This window comes from Nonomuraea sp. 10N515B (assembly GCF_052245915.1).
Taxonomy (GTDB): domain Bacteria; phylum Actinomycetota; class Actinomycetes; order Streptosporangiales; family Streptosporangiaceae; genus Nonomuraea.
In genome coordinates this window covers 14955-32976 of the sequence record NZ_JBQQBQ010000041.1, presented here as the reverse complement: position 1 = coordinate 32976, position 18022 = coordinate 14955, and the positions used below count along the sequence as shown (strand labels likewise).

The following is an 18022-nucleotide window of genomic DNA, read 5'->3' as shown; positions in this document are numbered from 1 at the left end:
ACAGCTGTCCCTGTTCGGGCTTTGATCGCACGCGCAGCGACAGCCGTCAACCGGAACGCGTCGGCTCAAGGGCTCGACCTGCGGCTTACCGGTGAAAGTTTCACGGGCCACCAAGATTGTCAGACGCTCCTCGTAGGGTGTGCCGTATGGCGATGCTCATCGGAAGGGAGCGGCCGGCGGCCGTCCTGCGGGGGGAGGTCGAGCGCGCGCTGGTCAGCCACGGATCGCTCGTGCTGGTCACCGGCGAGGCCGGCATCGGCAAGAGCACGCTGGTGGCCGGCGCGGCCGAGGAGGCCGTCCGGGGCGGTGCCCGGCTGCTCAGCGGCGCTTGCTGGGAAGGCGAGGGAGCGCCCGGCTACTGGCCCTGGGTGCAGGTCGTCCGGCAGCTCGACCCAGGGGCGACGCCGCAGAGCCTGGCGGGGGCGGACGCGGCGGCGTTCCAGCTCTACGACGCGGTGACCGGGCTGCTGGTGGACGCCTCGCGGGAGCGGCCGATCGTCGTCGTGCTCGAAGACCTCCACTGGGCCGACGCCGCCTCGCTCAGACTGCTGGAATTCCTGGTGCGGCACGCCTGGTTCGAGCGGTTGCTGGTGATCGGCACCTACCGCGACGCCGAGGTGGAAGGCTCGCTCAGCCCTCCGCTGGAGGCCAAGGCCGTCACGGTGGCGCTGACCGGGCTCGATCGCGAGGCCGTCGGCAGGCTCGTCACGCGGACCACAGGGGTCGAGCCCGGCGAGGAGCTGGTGACGGAGATCCACCAGCGGACCGGCGGCAACCCGTTCTTCGTCGAACAATATGCCCGCCTGTGGCAGGGCGGCAGCACGCTCGCCACGATCCCGCCGGGGGTGGATGCGACGGTGCGGCGGCGGTTGTCGCGGCTGCCGGGCACGGTGCTCAAGGTGCTGCGGATGGCGGCGGTGTTGGGGCGGGAGTTCGCGGAGGAGACGCTGTCCATCGCCCTCGCCGCTGACGGGCCGACGTCACGCGACCTGGTCCACCGGGCACTCGACCAGGCGGTCTCGGCCAAACTGGTCACCTCGCTCGGCGTGGGCCGATTCGCCTTCGTGCACGATCTGGTGCGTGAGACGCTCTACGGCGAGCTCGACGAGGCCGGGGCCCGGTCTCTCCACGCGGCCGCGCTGTGTGCCCTTGACCTCGCGCCGCCTGCGACGCGCGCGCATCACGCCTATCTCGGCGCCGTTTCCGATGCTCCCGAACTGCTCCTCGCCGCGGCCAGGGACGCCGAGGGCCGGCTGGCCGATGAGGAGGCCGTCAGGCACTATCGCCGGGCCCTCGAGCTGACACCCTCGTCCGAGAGGCGCCGGCGGGCCACGATCGGGCTCGATCTCGGCGTGGCTCAGCACCGCGCGGGAGCCGACGCCGCCGGGGTGCGTACGCTGGAGGCGGCCGTCGCGATCACGCGCAGGCTCGACGATCCAGGGTTGCTGGCGCTGGCCGCACTCAAGCTGCACGAGCTCTGCTACCACGGCCGGGACCGCTGGACGGACTTCGTCCACGACGCCCACCGGCGCTTGCTGCACGACGACGGGCTCGGCCCGGCGGACCCAGCCGAGTCAGCGCGGGAGCCGGTCGAAGACGGGACCCTGCCGGATGGCACAGCACGGCCGGATGGCGCAGCACGGCTTGATGGCGCAGCACGGCTCGACGGCGCAGCACGGGAGTTGAGCGCGGTCGCGGCTGACCTGGCCAGGCGCGGCGAGGACGACGAGACGCTCGGCTTCAGCCTGCTGGCCAGGCTGGGCGCCATCTGGCGGCCGGGCACCGCCGCCGAGCGGCTGGCCATCACCGACGAGCTGGCCGCGGTGGCGCGCCGCTCGCGGGACCGGCAACTGGAGCTGACCGCGCGGTCGTGGCGCGTGGGCGGTCTGCTGGAGCTCGGCGACCCGCGCTGCCTGACCGAGCTGAGGGCCTTCCTCACCGCCGCGGAGCAGTCGGAGCTGACGTTGTTCCAGCACGAGGCCGGCGTGCTCAAGGCGATGTTCGCGACCCTCGCCGGCCGCTTCGACGAGGCGGGCACGCACATCGACGCCGCCTACGAGCTCGGCGAGCAGCCCGGCCTGGGCAGGCGGGATCTGCGCTGGATACAGCGCTGGTCGGCCGCGCTGCTGAGAGGACGGCTCGACGCGGCCGACGCCGTGCTCGCCGAGATGGAGCGCGCGGGGAGCCCGCACTTCCCGCTGTACGACGCGGTCACGGCGGTGCAGCGGGGCGACGGCGGCGAGACCGCCACGCGCCGCCACGCGGAGATCATGGCCGCGGGCGGGCAAACCCAGCGCTGGATGGCCCCGCTGTGGCTCAGGTTCCAGGCACAGGCCGCCGCCCTGTCCAAGGATCCGGTGCTCTGCGAGCACGCCCGGGCCGCGATCACGCCCTACGTCGGCCAGTGGGGCGTGACGGCCACCGTGGCCGTCGAGGGCCCCTACGCGCACTGGGCGGCCGTGCTGGACGCCGCGCAGGGACGATGGGACGACGCGATCGCCGGCTTCACCGCCGCCTACCGCGCCGCCGACCTGCTCGGCGCGCGCCCCTGGTCGATCGAGTCGCGAGCCCGCCTGGCGGAGGCGCTGCAGGCACGCGGGGACGACGCCGCGGCGCTGATCCGGCAGGTGGAGCGGGAAGCGGCCGAGCTCGGCATGCTCCTGCGGCCGCCGCACCCCGGAGGCGACGCCTTCCATTTCGACGGCCAGGTCTGGACCCTGACCTTCGCCGGCCGGACCGTGCACCTGCCCGGCTCCAAGGGCCTGGCCGATCTGCGCATCCTGCTCGAAAGGCCGGGTGTGGACGTGTCCGCGGTCGAGCTGCTCAACCCGTCGGGCGGCGAGGCGGTGGTCGCGGCGCGCGGCATGGGCGGCGACGACGTGCTCGACGAGGAGGCCAGGACGCGCTACCGCAAACGGCTGGAGCAGCTCGACGACGAGATCGACCGGGCCGTGGAGCTCGGGCGCGACCGGCGCGCGGCCGAGCTCGACGCGGAGCGGCAGGCGCTGCTCGACGAGCTGCGTGCCGCGGCCGGTCTCGCCGGGCGGCCGCGCAAGCTGGGCGACGAGGCCGAGCGTGCCCGCAAGGCGGTCACCAATCGCATCCGCAACACGCTGGGCCAGCTCGACCAGCGCCACCCCGAATTGGCCGCCCACCTGCGGGCCTCGGTCTCCACCGGCGCCACGTGCCGCTACCAGCCGTCTCCTGCCGCTCCGGCACCTCGCTGGTTCTGATCAGCGAGGCCCGGTTCACGCGCCCTGCGCGCACCGCCGATGACACGGCGCGCAGACCTCCGCCCCGGCGCCGGTCCTCAGCGCAGCTTCGCGAAGAATTCCGTGACGTCCCGCACGAAGAGCGCCGGCTGTTCGGCGGCGAAGAAGTGGCCGCCCTGGTCGTACTCCGCCCAGTGCACGATGTTGTGATCGCGTTCGGCCCACGAGCGGATCGTGAGGTCGCACGCCTTGGACACGAGCACGCCGGTGGGCACGGTGCCGCGCGCCGCCTCGCCCCAGTCCTCCGGCGTACCGGAGTCCCACTCCCCCGGCTCGCCGTCACTCCAGTCGGCGGCGCTCATGTTCTCGTAGTAGAACTGCGCCGACGACCCGGCCGTGCCGGTCAGCCAGTAAAGGGTGACGTCCGTCAGCATGAGGTCGCGGTCCAGCGAGTCCTCAGCAAGCCCGTCCACCGGCTCGGTCAGCTCCTTGAACTTCTCCATGATCCACGCGAGCTGCCCGGCCGGTGAGTCGTGCAGCCCGTACGAGACGGTCTGGGGCCGCTTGGACTGGGTCTGGAGGTAGCCGTCGTTGAGGTTCTCCATCGCGTTCCAGCGGCGCCGTTCCTCCTGCGTGAGGGTGTCCATCTCGCCTTCCTGGCCGATGGGGAAGGTGAGGACGGCGTTGAGATGGATGCCGGCGATGTGCTCGGCGTCCTGCTTGCCCATCTCCGGCGCGACGAAGGCGCCGGAGTCGCCGCCCTGCACGCCGTACCTCTCATAGCCGAGCATCGCCATCAGCCGCGTGAACGCGCCGGCGACGCGGGCGGAGTCCCAGCCAGGGCCGGACAGCGGGGTGGAGAATCCGAAGCCGGGCAGCGACGGGATGACCAGGTGGAAGTCGCGGGAGAGCGGCTCGATGACGTCGAGGAACTCCACGAACGACCCCGGCCAGCCATGGATCAGCATGAGGGGCAGCGCCGAGTCGTCGGCGGAACGAATGTGGAGGAAATGGATGTTCTGGCCGTCGATCGTGGTGGTGAACTGCGGCAGCTGGTTGAGCCTGGCCTCGTGGGCGCGCCAGTCGTAGCCGGTGCGCCAGTACTCGGCCAGGTCCTTCAGGTACGCGACGGGGACGCCGCGCTCCCAGCCGGTCCCGGGGAGCTGGTCCTGCCAGCGGGTCATGGCCAGGCGGGTACGCAGGTCGTCCAGGTCCTGTTGCGGGATGTCGATACGGAACGGGCGAATGGTCATGAGATTTCCCCTCTTACGGGCTTACGGGCTTACGGGCTTACGGGCGGAAGGCGGCGGCGTGGTCGGCGGCCCACTGGGCGAACGTGCGCCCGGGGCGGCCGGTGACCTGCTCGACGGTGGGCAGCACGGCCGAAGCCGCGTCCGGCGGGTTCGCACCGAGCTGGGCGGCGAACTCGATCATGTCGTCGCTCTCCCCCGCCACCCGCAACGACGCCCGGTACTGCTCCTCGCTCAGCTCCTCGAACCGGATCTCGCGCTCCACGGCTTCGCCGATCATGCGCACCCGCTCGGCGGGGGTGAGTGCCTCCGGCCCGGTGAGCATGTAGGACTCGCCGGCGTGCCCGTCCTCGGCCAGCGCGGCCACCGCCACGGCGGCGATGTCGTCTTCGTGGACCACGGCCCCGGGGTGGTCGCCGAAGACCCGCACCACTCCCTCGTCGCGGATCGATGGAGCCCAGTCGAGCGCGTTGGCCATGAACTCGACGCACAGCAGTCGCGTCCAGTCGAGGTCGCCGGCCCGCAGGGCCTCCTCGACCGAGCACTCGTCCCAGCTGCTCAGCACGCTGACGCGGCGCACGCCTGCCATGGCGGCCAGCTCGGCGATCTCGAAACCGGTCTCCAGCGGCGCGGAGTCCGAGTAGCCGCTGCCGGTGACGGTGATCAGGTGCAGGGCGGTCACGCCTTCCAGCGCCGGGGCCAGGGACTGCGGCACGGTCAGGTCGCCGCAGGCCACCTCGACGGCGGCCGGCAGCCGGGCCGCGGCCGGGTTCCTGGTCAGGGCGCGCACCGGTACGCCGCGCTCGACGAGCTGCGCCACGATCCGGCGGCCGACCATGCCCGTCGCACCGGTCACGAGAATCGTCATGAAAGACCTCCTGGTCGAATGTCGTCGACGTCTCGATCAGGAGGCGCTACACCGGAAATAGCGTCCGCTACCGCGCACGTGTGGCGCGGCGTCAGTCCGTCAGGTAACGCTGCACGGCCGGCCCGAGGTCGCGGACCAGGCTCTCCGGGTCGGCGGCGGCCATCGGCGGCAGCTGGAGCACATACCGGGTGAGGGCCAGTCCGAGCAGTTGCGTGCTGACCAGCCCGGCCCGGCGCGCGGCGTCGTCCGCGCCCGTCACCCGGGCCACGAATGCGACGATCTGCGTCTGGAAGACCTCCCTCATGCGCTCGGCGGCCATGGGGTTGGTCGAGGCCGAGCGCAGCAGCAGGATCAGCACGTCGTCGGACAGGCCGCCCTCCCAGCGGGCCAGGAAGTGGCGGACGAGCAGCTCACCGAGCCGGTCCACCGGCGGCTCCGGCACCTGCGCGAGCCGCAGGTCCACGTCCACGGCGGCGCTGAACAGGCCGGCCTTGCTGCCGTAATAACGCATGACCATCGACGGGTCGACGCCGACCTGGGCGGCGACGGCCCGGATCGTCATCGCCTCATAGCCTCGCTCGATGAGCAGTTTCCTGGCGGCCTCCAGGATGGAGGTCCGGGTGGCCGCCGATCGTTCCGTGAACGCCATGACAACGAGTGTAGGCCAACACTTGTGTGCGAGGCTCCTGACATTTGCTGGTAACAACCTGGCAACAGCTCTTTTCCTGATCGATGTGACCGATCACACTCAGGCATCGAAAGATGTGATCGGTCACATCGAGCGCTGTGAGGAGCGCCATGAGGAGGAGACATGCTTGGTCCGCGGCCTTGGCGGCGGCCCTCGTGATCAGTGTGGTACCCGCGACTCCCGGCGTCGCGGCGCCGTCCCAGCTCGTCGTCGACCTCGCCACCCAGACCGGCGCCCTGCGCTACGGCGCCACCGGATTCCTGTACGGGCTCGGCGACGAGGGCATCCCGAACGAGACCATGCTGGCCGCACTCAAACCGCAGGTCACGGCCCAGAAGGCCCCGGGCGGCCTGCAGCACCCGAACGGTGACGCGCTCAAGATCGCCCCGATGTTCAAGCGGGCCGGCGGCCGCGACATCCAGATCTACATGCAGGACATCTACAAGCAGTGGCCGTACGAGAACCTCGGCATCAACGACTACCTGGCCAAGGTGGACACGATGACGAGGAAGGTCGTCGCCGACCCGTACCGCACCTCCTACGTCTACGTCCCCTTCAACGAGCCCGACCAGATCTGGTACTCGGGCAACCTGACCGGTTTCCTCAACGACTACAGGACCGTCTACCAGCGCATCCGCTCCATCGACCCGGGCGCCCGCATCGCCGGCCCGAACTTCGCCGCCTACCGCTCCGCCGATCTGCGCAGGTTCATGACGTTCGCGCGCGACAACAACGTGCTCCCGGACGTCACGACGTGGCACGAGCTGGGCGACGACTTCTTCACCGGCTGGCACGAGCACTATGCCGACTACCGGGCGATCGAGTCGAGCCTGGGCATCTCGCCGCGCCAGATCTCCATCAACGAGTACGGCCGCTTCTCCGGCGATCTCGGCGTGCCGGGCAACCTGGTGCAGTTCGTGGCCAGGTTCGAAAACAGCAAGGTCGACGGCTGCCTGGCGTACTGGACGACGGCCGGCGGGCTCAACGACCTGGTCACCAGGAACAACCAGGCGACCGGCGGCTGGTGGTTGTACAAGTGGTACGGAGAGCTGACCGGCACGACGGTCGCCGTGACCCCGCCCGCGCCCGGCAGCTCGCTCCAGGGCGTGGCGGCGCTGGACCCGGCCAAGAAGCAGGCCCGGGTGATCTTCGGCGGCAACAACCCGGCGAGCGGCACCTACGACACGAACGTGGTCGTCAAGGGCATCCCCTCCTACCTGGGCGGCACGGTGCACGCCACCGTGTGGGGCGTCGACAGCACCGGGCTCAACACCTCCCCTGGCCCCTACCGGGTGAGTGAGAGCGACTACACGGCCTCCGGCGGGCAGATCACGATCCCGCTGACGGGGCTGAAGGGCACGTCGGCGTACCACGTCGTCCTGACTCCGGACAAGGACCTGTCCCAGGCGGGCTCGGCACAGCGATACGAGGCCGAGTACGCCGCCCTGGCCGGCTCCGCCCGCGTCACCTACGGCTCGAACACCGGCTACTCGGGCACGTCCTTCGCCGAGGGCTACGGCGCGAGCACCACGGCGAGCACCAAGTTCGTGGTCACCGCACCAGCGGACGGCTACTACGCCATCGCCCTGCGCTACTCGGCCGGCCCGTACAACGGCGCCCCGGCCACCCGCTCGGTCCGGATGCGGCTCAACGGCGCCGACCTCACGACCGTGACGCTGCCCGGCACCGCCGACTGGAACTCCTGGAACACCGTCACCACCAAGGTGTTCCTGACCGCGGGGATCAACCGCGTCGACGTCAACGCCTATGCCTCCGACGACCGGGACGCGGTCAACATCGACTACATTGACGTCACGCCCACCACCGGGACGATCACCTCGTACCAGGCGGAATCCTCGGGCAACACGCTGAGCGGCGCCGCCAGGGTGTCCTCCAACTCCGCGGCGTCAGGCGGCGCGTACGTCGGCTACATCGGCGCGGGCGCGGCCAACACGCTGCGCTTCAACAACGTCACCGTCCCGGCCGCCGGCCGCTACCGCATGGTCGTCACCTACGCCAACGGCGAGCTGGGCGAGGGCGCCACCAACTACAACTCCAACATCGTCGACCGCTACGCCGACATCTCCGTCAACGGCGGCGCGCCGGCCAGGCACTACTTCCGCAACACGCTGGGCTGGTCGAACTACCGCACCACGGTCGCCGACGTGGTCCTGACCGCAGGCGCGAACACGATCACGTTCGGCAACGCCTCGGTCGGCTACGCCCCCGACATCGACCTCATCCAGATCGCCGCACCACTCGGCTGAGGCCACGCACCCGCGGCTCGACCGGCCGGCGCCGGTCGAGCCGCTGGAGGAGGGGCGTTACGCCAGCACGGGGAAGTTGGCCCGCAGCACACCCTGCGGGTCGCGGGCCCGCTTGATCTCCCGGAGCCTGGCGATCGTCGTCTCCTCGGCGAAGGCCGCCGCCGCCCGCTCGCCCCGCGTCAGCATCGTGTACGGCTTGCGCCCGCTGGCCCACGCGCCGAGTTCCTCGGCCAGACCCGCCTGCTTGGCGCCCACGGTCGCGGACATCTCCGGGTTGAGCGCCAGCCCGAGCAGGTAGAGCATGTACGGCTCCGTCATCGGGCCGCTCGGCCCGGCACCCGGACGGGAGGCGGCCAGCGCGCCACCCAGGTGCCGGATCTGGAGGCCGACCAGCGGCTCGATCGGCGGGCCCGTCAAGACCTCGATCGCCGCGTCGTCGAGCCTGGTCAGCAGCTCCGTCCGCGAGCGGGAGGGCGCCGGGTCGGTGGGCTCGGCGGTGATGTCGCCCAGGTTCGCCACCGCGACCGGGCCGCGCTTGTCGGCGATCACGTCGCCGATCTTGTCGAGGCGGGCCAGCAGCGCCCGCCCCTCGGCCTCCTCGCCGAGGAAGGCGACGGCGAGCCCGACCATGGGCGGCGCCTGCGGGAACTGCATCCGGTTGAACCAGACGGACAGCTCGTCCGGCGCCTCGGCGGTGATCTCCAGGAAGGCGTCGAACACTTCGCGGGTGCGGTGCCCCGGCCACATCAGGCTGCCGCCGTACAGGCTGGGCGCCGGATACAGGTCGAACTCGATGGCCGTCACCAGCGCGAAGTCGCCGCCTCCGCCACGCAGCGCCCAGAACAGGTCGGGGTCGGCATCCGCGGTGACCCTGGCCTGCTCGCCGTCGGCGGTGACGACGTCGAAGGCCCGCACGCTGTCGGCGGCGAACCCGTGCTTGCGGCCGAACCAGCTCACGCCGCCGCCAAGGGTGTAGCCCGTCACGCCCACCACAGGGTTGCTGCCCGCCAGGCCGGTCAGCCCGTGCGGCCCTGCCGCCGCCAGGACCCGTCCCCACTGGACGCCGGCGCCCACGCGTGCCGTGCGCTCCTCGGGGTTCACGTGCAGCTCGTCCAGCCTGCCCGTACGCAGCAGGATCACGCCGTCGGTGTCGCCCGAGGCGCCGTGGCCGGTCGGCTGGGCGGCCACGGCGAGGCCGGAGCGGCGGGCGTAGGCGACGGTGGCCGCCACGTCGCCGGCCCCCGCGGCCTCGACGACGGCGGCCACCCGTTGGTCGATCGCCAGGTTCCATGCTTTGCTCGCCTGCTCGAACCCGTCGTCTCCGGGCAGCAGCACGTGGCCGTCGACGGCGCTTGTCAGGTCGTTGGTCGTCATCTTTCGCACTCCTCTTCAGATGCCTGGGTCCCGTTCCGCCGGGACCACCGCTATGACGCATCGGGGCGCGAAGAGGTGACAGGCCGGGCCAAACATTTGAGAGTGATACATGTCACACGCCGACGACGCCGGATATCGGTCACCGATCGTGCATTGTCTCTTCGAAAAGAGTCACCTTTAAGACGCAGCGCGAAATTGCCATTACTCAAAGCCACGTCCGGAGTAAATTCGCCACTGCGCCTTTATGCCGAGTCTGCAAAGATCGAAGTCAGGCGAAGGGAGGCTCGAGGTGGCTTTGGCGAATGCCGGAATTCGACGATTACTGGTGGACACGGGTGAGCCGCGGACGTGGGTGTCGCTCCGTACTGACCTCGTCACCGCGGTGCTGGGGGTGTGGTTCGGCATCGGGCTGATGATCGACGCCTGGGCGCACTCCAACCTCGACGGCGAGCTGGAGACGTTCTTCACGCCGTGGCACGCGGCGTTCTATTCGGGATTCGCGGCCGTGTCCGGCTGGATCATCTGGCAGGTGTGGCGCAACGTGCGCGCCGGCCGGCAGGGACTGGCGGCGGTGCCCCAGGGGTATCTGGCCGGGCTGGTGGCGGTGCCCGCGTTCGCCGCCTTCGGCTTCGCCGACATGATGTGGCACACCCTCCTCGGCATCGAGACGACCATCGACATCCTGTTCAGCCCGTCCCATCTGGGGCTGGTCACGTCCATGCTGATCATCATCACCACGCCGCTCCGCTCGGCCTGGAACGCCCCCGACGTGGGTGCGCGGCCGACGCTCGGCCGGCTGCTGCCGGCGTTGATCGGGCTGGCGTTCGCGACCACGCTGGTGTCGTTGTTCCTGTCGTACGGCGACGCCCTGCAGTGGCGCGCCCCCCGCGTCGTCGAGGCGTTCTCCTTCCTGGACAACGGGGGTGCGGACCGGCTCGCCTCGACGATCGCCCTCACGAACATCGTCCTGCTCGCGCCCGTCCTGCTGCTGGTGCGCCGGTGGCGGCTGCCGTTCGGCAGCGTGACCCTCATGTACGCGCTGGCGGTGCTCATGCCGGGCGCGCAGACGGCGTTCGACAACGTGCCGATCCTGCTGTCCGTGGTGGCCGGGGGCCTCGCCGCCGACCTGCTGATCCTCTGGCTGCGCCCGTCGGCCGGGCGGCGCTTCGCCTTCTGGGCGTTCGCCGGGTTGTCGAGCTTCGCCACGTGGTCGCTGTACCTCGGGTTCGCCTCGGCGACGGGCGGCGGGCTGCCCGGCATTCCGGAGATGTGGACCGGCGCGCCGATCGTGGCCGGGCTGATCGGGCTGCTGCTCGGGGCGCTGTTCCTGCCCAACGCGACCGGCCGGCCCGACACGGCGGACCTGCCCAGCGCGGCCGACCCGCCCGGCACAGCGGACCTGCCCAGCCGGGCCGTTCAGGGCGATCCGGTCGATCCGCCCGTCGACGACAGGGCATGATCCGGCTGCTCTGCCTGGTCGCCGTGCTGGTGCTGGCGTGCGCCGCGCCGGCTGCGGCGCACAACGTCTCGGCCGGCGCGGATCTGCGGATCGCCCAGACGATCGCCGGCATGGAGGTCACCGTGGTGGTCAAGGGCACCACGCGGGTGCCCGGGCCGCTGCGGATCGGCGTCATCGCCTTCGAACCGGTCACCGGGCCGCCGATCGAGCTGGCGGTCCGGTCGGTGGAGGACGGCCGCACGGTGACCGGGGTGGCGCGTCCTGCGTTGCGCGATCCGCAGTACACGGCGCTCAGGGTGGAGCGGACCGGACCCCACGAGCTCACGCTGCGGGCGGGGAGCGAGGTCGCCGTGGTGCCGTTCCGCGTGCTCGTGGAGCGCGGGTCAGGCGTGGAGTTCCTGATCTACGGTGGTTTCTCCGTGGCGGGGCTGCTGCTGGTGGGCGGCCTGCTCACCGGAGCTCTGTCCCGGCCGGGCCGCGCCATGGCGGTGTCGGGTGGCGCGGCCGTGGGGGTGACGGTCGCGGTCATGGCCATCGTGTTCGAGCCGATGCTGCCTGCCGGGCCGCCGGACGGCGCCGCGCCCGCGGTCACCTCACAGGCGGGCGGGCGCCCGTTCGTGCAGGGGCAGGTGCGGACGGTCCCGGCGCGGCCGATCCCGGGCGAGGAGTTCACCGTACGGGTGGATCTCGTCGACGGATCCACCGGGCGGCCCGTGGACGATCTCGCGGTCCATCACGAGGCGCTCGCCCACGTGGTCGTCACCAGCGAGGACGGGCGGTTCCTCCGGCACGTGCACCCGCTGCGCACGGCGCCGGGACGGCTGGAGGTCAGGCTGCGGGCAGACCGGCCCGGTGCCTACCTGACGCATGTCGAACTGGAGCGGGAGGACTCCGGCGGACAGCTCCTCACCGGACGGTTCAGCATCGGTGGCGAGGAGGACACGGACCCCGGAGGCGGCTCCGCCCGTGCCGGGATCGCCGACGGTGCCGACGACGCCACTGCAGACGTCGACGGTGGCGCGACGCCCGACGGCCGTGACCCCACCGCGCCGCCGCGGACGCAGCCCGCCGTTCCTGTCGCGGGCCGGCCGACGACGGTCGAGCTCGACACCACGGGACCCGTGCGGCCGTGGCTCGGCATGAGCGGGCACCTGATCATCCGCAGCCAGGACGGCGACTTCCTCGGCCACGTGCACGAGATGGGCTCCGGCGGTTCCCGGCTGCGCTTCACCTTCAGCTTCCCGGAGCCGGGACGGTATCTCGCCTGGGCCCAGTACGCCCTGGCCGACCGCATCGTGACCGTGCCGTTCACCGTGGACGTCTCGGAGAGCGTCCAGTGAAGCGGATCATGATCGCCGTCGCCCTGGTCGTCGCGGCGGCCGTGATCTTCATCGTGGGCCGGAGCCTGGGGGCCGAGCCGCTCCGCGTGAGCAGCACGGGCTCCCGCTACGCCGTCACCGTCGTCGTCGACGAGCCGACGACGGGCCGCGTCCCGGTCGAGGTGCTGGTGACCTCCGGCGATCCGGACGCCGTGGCCGTGTCGGCGGTGATGCCCGGCATGGGGCACGCCACCCCCGAGCTCACCGCGCGGGAGGCGGCGCCCGGCCGTTTCGTGGCCGAGGGCGAGCTGTTCCCCATGTCCGGAGCGTGGGAGGTGTCGATCTGGCTGGAGGGGCCCGCGGGCGCGGAGACGCTCGTCGTCAACGCACTGATCACCGGATAGCGGGCCCGATGCTTCGCGAACCACGAAGCGTGCAATACCGCGGACAGAGCCCCGCTATCGTGCTCAGCTATGACATACGGCCCCCACCACCGTTGAACGCCCCACCTCCCGTGGTGATCGACGTCGGTCGCGACGCCAAGGTGAAGGCGCTGATCGGCGGCTCGGTCGCGGGCGTCATCGGGGTCATGACGCTTTACTGGGCGGCCACCGGCCAGGTGACGGGCGGCGCGGACGGCGCGCCGGCCGGCGTGGTCTTCGGGCTGATCTTCCTCGCCATCGGCCTGCTGCCCATCGCCGCCTGGCGCAGGCTGAGCCGCCCCCGCCGGCTGGTCTTCGACGGCTTCGGCGTGCGCTGGGACGACCCGCGGGGCAAGCCATGGGCGGTGGCGTGGGGCGAGCTGTCCGACCTGGGCTTCCGGGCGCGTCACCCGGACATGGAGCACTTGTGGGAGTTCCACACGGTCAAGAACGGCTACCGGCTCCCCCTCGGCTCGAACCCCAAGTACATCCCGGTCATCGAGCAGGCGATGCGGCAATTCCGCCCGGCGGCATACCTGGGAGTCCGTGATGAGGGGCTGATCGTGGGCCTGGTCTGACCTCCACCCGCCCGGCCGATTTCGATAGATTCGTCCGGGACGATCGCCGTGACCGGAGGAGCCTTGTGACCATTCCTGAGCTGACCGACGTGCATCCGGCGTGGCTGCCGCCGGAGGCGTTTCGTGCGATCGGCTCGCGCCGGGCCCTCGTGCTCGGCGACGGCGCCCTCACCGGGACCGTGCACGATGAGGTCGCGGCGGCCTGCGCCCGGTACGGCGGCAGCGCCGAGCGGGCCGGCGACGGCCCCTTCGACCTCGTGCTCGCGCTCACCACGGCCGGCCCGTTGCCGCAGGTCGCGGCAGCGATCGCGGCCGAGGCCGGGCCGATCGGCGAGGAGGGTTACGTGCTCGCCCGCCGCGACGGTGTCACGGCGGTGCTCGCGAGCGACCCGGCCGGCCTGCTCTACGGCCTGTTCCACCTGGTCAGGCTCGGCGAGCCGGCTTTCGGGGCGGCGCGGCCGGTGGAGCGGCACGAGCCGGCGATGCGGCGGCGCATGCTCGACCACTGGGACAACATCGACGTGCACCCGGTGATGGGTCAGGTCGAGCGCGGCTACGCGGGCGGGTCGATCTTCTGGCGGGACGGCGTCCTGCGCGAGGACCTGACGCGGGTGCGGGCCTACGGCCGGCTGCTGGCCGCGTGCGGGATCAACGCGGTCGCGATCAACAACGTGAACGTGCACGCCACGGAGGCCCACCTGCTGACCGACCGGCTCGGCGAGGTCGCCGCGATCGCGGCCGAGCTGCGCCCGTACGGGATCCGGGTGCACGTGTCGGTCAACTTCGCCTCCCCCATGGCGCTCGGCGGCCTGCCGACCGCCGACCCGCTCGACGAGGACGTGCGACGGTGGTGGGCGGCGACCACCGCGCGGGTGTACGAGACGATCCCCGATTTCGGCGGCTACGTGGTGAAGGCTGACTCCGAGGGCCAGCCGGGCCCGTTCGCGTACGGGCGCAGCCACGCCGACGGCGCCAACCTGCTGGCCGGCGCGCTGGCCCCGCACGGCGGGGTCGTGCACTGGCGGGCGTTCGTCTACAACCACCGGCAGGACTGGCGCGACCGGTCGACCGACCGCGCCCGCGCCGCCTATGACCACTTCGCCCCGCTCGACGGGAGCTTCCGCGACAACGCGATCCTGCAGGTGAAGTACGGCCCCATGGACTTCCAGCCGCGTGAGCCGGTGTCACCGGTGATCGCCGCCATGCCCGAGACGCGGCTGGCGGTGGAGTTCCAGGTGACGCAGGAGTACACCGGCCAGCAGAAGCATGTCTGCTACCTGGCCCCGTTGTGGCGCGAGCTGCTCGACTTCCGGCCGTGGGGCCGGGACGGCCGCGACGTGGCCGACGTCGCCACCGAGCTCGTCGCGGTCTCCAACGTGGGCGACGACGCGTATTGGACGGGCCACCCGCTCGCCCAGGCCAACCTGTACGCGTTCGGCCGCCTGGCCTGGGACCCGCGCCTCGCCCCTGACACCGTCCTCGACGAGTGGATCGACCTCACGTTCGCCCCCGCCGCCGAGCCGCTGCGGCGCACGCTGCACACGATCATGGACGGCTCCTGGCGGACCTACGAGCGGTACACGGCCCCGCTCGGCGTCGGCTTCATGGTCAGGCCGGGCCATCACTACGGGCCGGACGTGGACGGTTACGAGTACACGCCGTGGGGGACGTACCACTTCGCCGACCGCGACGGCGTCGGAGTGGACCGCACGCGGGCCACCGGCACCGGCTACACCGGCCAGTATCCGCGGCCGTGGTCGGACGTCTACGAGTCCCTCGAGCAGTGCCCGGACGAGCTGCTGCTGTTCTTCCACCACGTGCCGTACGGGCACGTGCTGCGCGGCGGCGCGACGGTCATCCAGCACATCTACGACACCCACTTCGCCGGAGCCGACGAGGTGGCCGAGATGCGCACGCACTGGGACAAGCTGGAAGGGCTGGCCGACCCGGCGCTGCACACCCGGGTGCAGGAGCTGCTCGACGAGCAGCTCCGCTGCGCGCAGGAGTGGCGTGACCAGGTCAACGCCTACTTCTTCCGCAAGTCGGGGGTGCCGGACGCGCACGGCCGGCGGATCCCCTAGACGGTGAACTCCTCCTGGACCTCGGCGATCATCGTCCGGCTGTTCCACAGCAGGGCCGCCGCGAACGCCGAGGCCAGGACCGCCGCCGCCAGCTCCGTGGCGATCACGGTGACGCCCGCCGCCACGACCAGCAGGGACACGTTGCCCAGGGTCGCCTTGGGGAAGCGCAAGAGGAAGTAGGCGGCCAGCCGCGCCACGTCCACGGCCCGGAACGCGAACAACGAGGTGATCACCAGCGCGTTGGCGGCCCAGAGCATGGCCGCCACCGCGACGAGCACCAGCAGTACCGCCCACCACCCCGGAACCCCGGCGGCGGCGAAGTTCGCGAAGTTGGTCCCGATGATGGCCAGCACCGCCAGCCACGGGACCCAGATCTTCAGCACCCCGCGCACGTTGGCCTTGTAGCCGCGCCAGAACGCCGCCGCCGGGTGCAGGTCCGTCAGGTCCCGGCTGCGGTGGCGCACCGCGTAGAGCGCGGCCGACAGCGCGGGGCCGAGGGGCAGCGCGCAGAGCGCCGCCAGCGGCACGTTGCTGCCGTCCTGGCCGAGCAGGGGCAGCGCGAGGAGCCCTGGCGCGGCCGCGAGCAGGAACATGCCCTCGACCACCAGCAGGGTGTAGATCAGCGCGGCGGCCCGCGAGAGCGGTCCTTCGCCGAACCGCCGCCCGGCCGTCACCTCGCTCATAGAACCTCCTGCCCCAAGAGCCGCCCGTCGTCCCACCACGGCGGCGTCTCGTCCACCACCGGCGTCAGCTCGACCAGGGTGACCTCGTGGCGGCCGAGCGTGAGATCGACGTCCACCCTACCCCCGGCGACCGCACCCGATGGGGATCGACAGCCGCACGACGGCGTGCGCATGCGATCAGCCGTGTTCCTTCTTGAACCGCTCGTAGGCGGTGTTGACGAGGTTGATGTAGGCCGTCATGTTCTTGCCCTCGAGCTCCTTGACATAGGCGTCCCACTCGCTGAGGTCGCGCTCGCCGAGGATGAACTTGAGCGTCTGCTGGGTGACGAAGTCCTTCAGCGGCGTCTCCCACAGCGTGGCCTGCTCGCGCTCTACGTCGTTGAACGGGCGCGGCGGCTCGACCGGCCAGAGCTTCCTGGCGTTCATCACGTTCTGGAAGGCCAGTTCCTCCTCGGAGAAGGTGGACTGCACGAGCTTGGTGGGGCCGCCGTAGGCGAACACGCCGTTGGAAAAGCCGAAGTCCTTCTGCAGGTGCTTGGGCGCGCCGGCGTTGAGCCCGATGAAGTCGACGTCCTTGGCCAGCGTGAACTTGCCGGAGGCGTCCTTGGTGTACGTCGTGCCCTCGACGCCCCACTTGGCGAACTCCTGGCCCTGGTCGGAGTACCACAGCCAGTCGACGAACTGCATCATGGCGACGAAGTTCTTGTTCTCCAGCGCCTTCTTGGAGATCATGACGCCGTTCTCGAGCCGCGTCTGGATCTTGTACTCCCCGACCGGCCCCATGGGCACCGGAATCTTGACGATCTTGGCGTCGGGGACGAGCTTGGTGAGCGTCGGCCGGTAGTCGTTGACCATCGACTGCGCGTTGGTGCTGATGACGAAGGACTTGCCGGAGTTGAACTTCTGCTTGGCCTGCTCGTCCTGCTGCGTGAAGCTCTCCGGGTCGAGCAGCTTCTCATCCACCAGCTTCCGCAGATACTCGATCATCTGCTTGTACTGCGGCATGGCGCCGGTGTAGGCGAACTTGCCGGCGGCGGAGTCCCAGGTCGCGTGCTGGTACTCCCAGCCGCCCTTGGCGCCGTAGGCCTGGGCGACGAGCTTGAGCAGGTTGCCGCCCGGCGTGGGCACGCCCCACCGGTCGGTCATGGGGTATTGGTCGGGGTATTCCTTCTTCAGCGCCTTGAGCACGGTGTAGAGCTCGTCCCAGGTCGTCGGGATCTCCAGGCCGTGCTTGTCCAGGATGTCGGTCCTGACCGCCAGGGAGTAGTCCACCCAAGGGCTCTCATGGATGCCGGGCAGCAGGTAGAACTTACCGTCGGCCTGCCGGAGCGTGTTCAGCTCCGGCTCGAGCTGCCACTTGGCGATCTTTTCCTTGAAGTTCGGCATCAGGTCGAGGTAGTCACTGACCGGCAGGATGGCGCCGGAGGCGACGAACGCCTCTTCGGACGGGTGGTAGGTCTTCGGGATGATGAGCGGGGCCTGCCCGGAGCCGACCAGCAGGCCGCGCTTCTTCTCGTAGTCGCTGAGCGGCACCTCCACCGGCTTGAGCGTCACGTTGGTCCGCTTGGTGAGCTCCTGCCAGAGCAACCAGTCGCTCTTGAGCGGGTAGAACGGGTTGTTGAGGTGAAGGATGTCGAAGGTGACCGCCTCGGTGGCCTTGAACTGCTGGCCGGCGGCGTAGCCGGCCATCGCGCCCGCCTTGTTCGCCGAGTCGGCGGCCTTCTTCGGGGCCTCGTCCCCGCCACAACCGGTGACGACGAAGGTGAGCGCACCCAGCCCGATGAGTGCCTGCCGGCGGGAGATGTGCTGCATGGGGGGTTC

General features: G+C 70.9%; 13 protein-coding genes. 7 read left to right on the top strand and 6 right to left on the bottom strand.

Going from position 1 to position 18022, the window contains the following annotated elements:
- Positions 1 to 146 precede the first annotated feature (146 nt).
- The gene (locus tag ACTWQA_RS40850; protein ID WP_443164263.1) at positions 147 to 3233 is read left to right on the top strand and encodes an ATP-binding protein; all 3087 of its coding nucleotides are present in this window, start codon (positions 147 to 149) and stop codon (positions 3231 to 3233) included.
- Between the two features lie 77 nt (positions 3234 to 3310).
- Here the strand turns inward: ACTWQA_RS40850 and ACTWQA_RS40845 are convergent, their stop codons facing one another.
- From ACTWQA_RS40845 to ACTWQA_RS40835, 3 genes are all read right to left on the bottom strand, one after another.
- Entirely contained in the window at positions 3311 to 4465 is a 1155-nt protein-coding gene (locus ACTWQA_RS40845; RefSeq protein ID WP_443164262.1) for an epoxide hydrolase family protein, read from the bottom strand.
- Between the two features lie 37 nt (positions 4466 to 4502).
- Positions 4503 to 5330 (bottom strand): SDR family oxidoreductase, encoded by an 828-nt coding sequence (locus ACTWQA_RS40840; protein WP_443164261.1) that lies wholly within the window; start codon positions 5328 to 5330, stop codon positions 4503 to 4505.
- Between the two features lie 91 nt (positions 5331 to 5421).
- Positions 5422 to 5979, bottom strand: coding sequence for a TetR/AcrR family transcriptional regulator (locus tag ACTWQA_RS40835; RefSeq protein ID WP_305916989.1), 558 nt, complete (start codon positions 5977 to 5979; stop codon positions 5422 to 5424).
- A gap of 149 nt (positions 5980 to 6128) precedes the next feature.
- Between ACTWQA_RS40835 and ACTWQA_RS40830 the strand changes: the two genes are divergently transcribed.
- Complete coding sequence (locus ACTWQA_RS40830; protein WP_443164260.1) at positions 6129 to 8285, top strand: carbohydrate-binding protein; 2157 nt, start codon at positions 6129 to 6131, stop codon at positions 8283 to 8285.
- Between the two features lie 57 nt (positions 8286 to 8342).
- Here ACTWQA_RS40830 and ACTWQA_RS40825 read toward each other — a convergent pair whose 3' ends face one another.
- Positions 8343 to 9659 (bottom strand): FAD-binding oxidoreductase, encoded by a 1317-nt coding sequence (locus tag ACTWQA_RS40825; protein WP_443164259.1) that lies wholly within the window; start codon positions 9657 to 9659, stop codon positions 8343 to 8345.
- Between the two features lie 325 nt (positions 9660 to 9984).
- Between ACTWQA_RS40825 and ACTWQA_RS40820 the strand changes: the two genes are divergently transcribed.
- The 5 genes from ACTWQA_RS40820 (at position 9985) to ACTWQA_RS40800 (ending at position 15518) form a co-directional block, all read left to right on the top strand.
- Entirely contained in the window at positions 9985 to 11118 is a 1134-nt protein-coding gene (locus ACTWQA_RS40820) for a hypothetical protein (protein WP_443164258.1), read from the top strand.
- Positions 11115 to 12458, top strand: coding sequence for a hypothetical protein (locus tag ACTWQA_RS40815; protein ID WP_443164257.1), 1344 nt, complete (start codon positions 11115 to 11117; stop codon positions 12456 to 12458). The genes ACTWQA_RS40820 and ACTWQA_RS40815 overlap by 4 nt, the downstream gene beginning before the upstream one ends.
- 8 nt (positions 12459 to 12466) lie before the next feature.
- Entirely contained in the window at positions 12467 to 12841 is a 375-nt protein-coding gene (locus ACTWQA_RS40810) for a FixH family protein (protein WP_443164256.1), read from the top strand.
- 113 nt (positions 12842 to 12954) lie between these two features.
- Positions 12955 to 13437, top strand: a complete 483-nt coding sequence (locus ACTWQA_RS40805; protein ID WP_443164255.1) for a hypothetical protein — start codon at positions 12955 to 12957, stop codon at positions 13435 to 13437.
- 65 nt (positions 13438 to 13502) lie between these two features.
- Positions 13503 to 15518: an alpha-glucuronidase gene (locus tag ACTWQA_RS40800; protein ID WP_443164254.1), complete on the top strand. Its 2016-nt coding sequence runs from the start codon at positions 13503 to 13505 to the stop codon at positions 15516 to 15518.
- Here the strand turns inward: ACTWQA_RS40800 and ACTWQA_RS40795 are convergent.
- Both ACTWQA_RS40795 and ACTWQA_RS40790 read right to left on the bottom strand, forming a co-directional pair.
- Entirely contained in the window at positions 15515 to 16201 is a 687-nt protein-coding gene (locus ACTWQA_RS40795) for a DUF624 domain-containing protein (RefSeq protein WP_443164253.1), read from the bottom strand. The two genes, ACTWQA_RS40800 and ACTWQA_RS40795, sit on opposite strands and share 4 nt — an antisense overlap.
- Before the next feature lie 177 nt (positions 16202 to 16378).
- A complete protein-coding gene (locus ACTWQA_RS40790) occupies positions 16379 to 18013 on the bottom strand; it encodes an ABC transporter substrate-binding protein (protein WP_443164252.1) in 1635 nt (544 codons plus the stop codon).
- Positions 18014 to 18022 lie beyond the last annotated feature (9 nt).